The organism is Aliivibrio sp. S3MY1 (assembly GCF_028765575.1).
Classification (GTDB): Bacteria; Pseudomonadota; Gammaproteobacteria; order Enterobacterales; family Vibrionaceae; genus Aliivibrio.
In genome coordinates, this window is record NZ_JARACO010000063.1 from 1 (window position 1) to 1,984 (window position 1,984).

2 protein-coding genes are annotated in these 1,984 nt (G+C 35.1%); both read right to left on the reverse strand.

The genetic code is table 11. The features are described from left to right. Positions 1–122: 122 nt before the first annotated feature. Positions 123–1,445, reverse strand: coding sequence for an MATE family Na+-driven efflux transporter (locus tag PVK62_RS17175; RefSeq protein ID WP_274445600.1), 1,323 nt, complete (start codon positions 1,443–1,445; stop codon positions 123–125). 174 nt (positions 1,446–1,619) lie between these two features. After that, entirely contained in the window at positions 1,620–1,904 is a 285-nt protein-coding gene (locus PVK62_RS17180) for a hypothetical protein (protein ID WP_443111787.1), read from the reverse strand. Positions 1,905–1,984 lie beyond the last annotated feature (80 nt).

Genomic DNA, 1,984 nt, shown 5'->3' on the forward strand with positions numbered 1-1,984 from the left:
GATACAGACTAAACTGAATTTTACAGCCTTAATCACTGAAACTAAAGGCAAACCGACAATGCCGAGTGTAGCAAATCGTGTTGATGCATTTGTTATGTTTGTGCCTATTTATAATGAATATCTCAATTGGTTTTAAGTTCTAATCTGTGCATATTATTCCGGTGAATACGATACAAACCCCAAGTAACAATAGCATCCACTGTAATTCCTAAACCAAACATAGCTGCTATTCCTTTAAGTGTAGGTACGAATATACCCATTTGATAAAATACAAATGCACCACCGTAAAAAATAGTATTTACGAACAACGATTGATATAACATAAGATCTGTTCGTCCAATTCCATAAAAGTAACTATCTATGATGTTATTTAAGCTAAATACAATATAAAAACCTACCATCATCAACACTAAGTTCGTGACTGAATTTGAGTCACTTACACCCATAATATTAGAAATGAATCCATCCCACAAAGGTGCTGTAAGCACCCAAAGGCTAATTACGGCTACACTTAGCCAAAGATAGCTATTAATACGTTGCGGAGTTAATCCATTATGAGTCGCTGCATCCTGCTTTACTAACTGCCCTAAAGCTAAAATAGGAAGCAATAACCAACCCCAAATAAATTGATTGGCAACCCAGAATGTTCCTGCCTGTTGTATTTGATTTATTAGTTGCAATATCATGACAATAAACGCAGCGTTACGAACTAAAGATTCAAGACCAGATTTCCAACCTATTATCCCCCACTCTTTTAACCATTGCGATTTAGTTTCTCTATTTTGTCGAATATCAAAACTTACACCTGATTTCGATAAATAAACAATCGCAATTACAGCAAGAAGGCTATTAACAATAATATTACTCACAGCAATTCCATTTACACCTAGTTGAAATGAGAACGGTTGCTGGCTCACAAGTAAACCATCACATAAAACAGTCGTAACCATCTGTACTGTAAGTAATTTGTACATTATTTTTTGTTCATTCTTCAATACTAAGACCAACAACAAAAATGCATAGAGACTAGAAAGCAGAATCGCTAATGACTCTAATCGAATGTATTGGACTGTATTATAAAGCAGTACTTGTTCCTGCTGCATTGCGTCAACCAATTGGGGCGCTAGCCACAATACAAAAGCGGTAACAATAAGATAACTTAATACAATAATAAGTAATGATATACTTGCTCGCTGACGAAATTTCACTTCATCAGTTATAAACTTACCAAGGATAAACGCGAGTGGAACCAAAAGAGTTTCACCTAATACCTCATAACCAACATTTAACCATGCTACTTGTGCTGCAATACTAAACGCCCAAGGACTCGGTATACTACCTAAAAAGTGAATTCTAGTAGTAGAGTAAATCAACGGTATAAAACTAGTGAGGATTAACACCAACCAAAGCTGATAATTAATTGACCTTATTTCTTTTAGTTTCAAAATCAAACCTCGTTATTACTCTTTTATTATAATTAGGTACTAGTAAACGATGAAAACATAACGCCTGCATAACACGTTTGCTACCATGCAGATTAAGTCTAAATTTACCACTTAATACGGTAAACTCAAAGAAACCTAGAATGCCGAATGTAGCAAATCGTGTTGATGCGATTGTTATGTTTTGGAGGTTTCAGTTTTCACTGTCTTTATTAGTGGACCAGCACATTCAACAAAATCACTTATATCAAAGCTTTCTGGGGAATCAGCGCCACCATTAACATCAAAACTACCTTTTACTATCGGTTTTTGAGTTGTTTTATCTACGTCCAATACAATTTCCACTTTATATTGATGCCCTTCAGGAAGGAGTTTGGCACAGTCTTCAAGCGTTGAAGCGGTTGCGCCTAGGCTGATTACAGACAATATAACTAATGCAATTTTTCTCATTTTTACCACCATAAATCACTGAGATATTAGCAATATTATACCAATAATCTGTGAATTTTCACGATAGATAGGCTTTCGAGTGTGAAAAAACA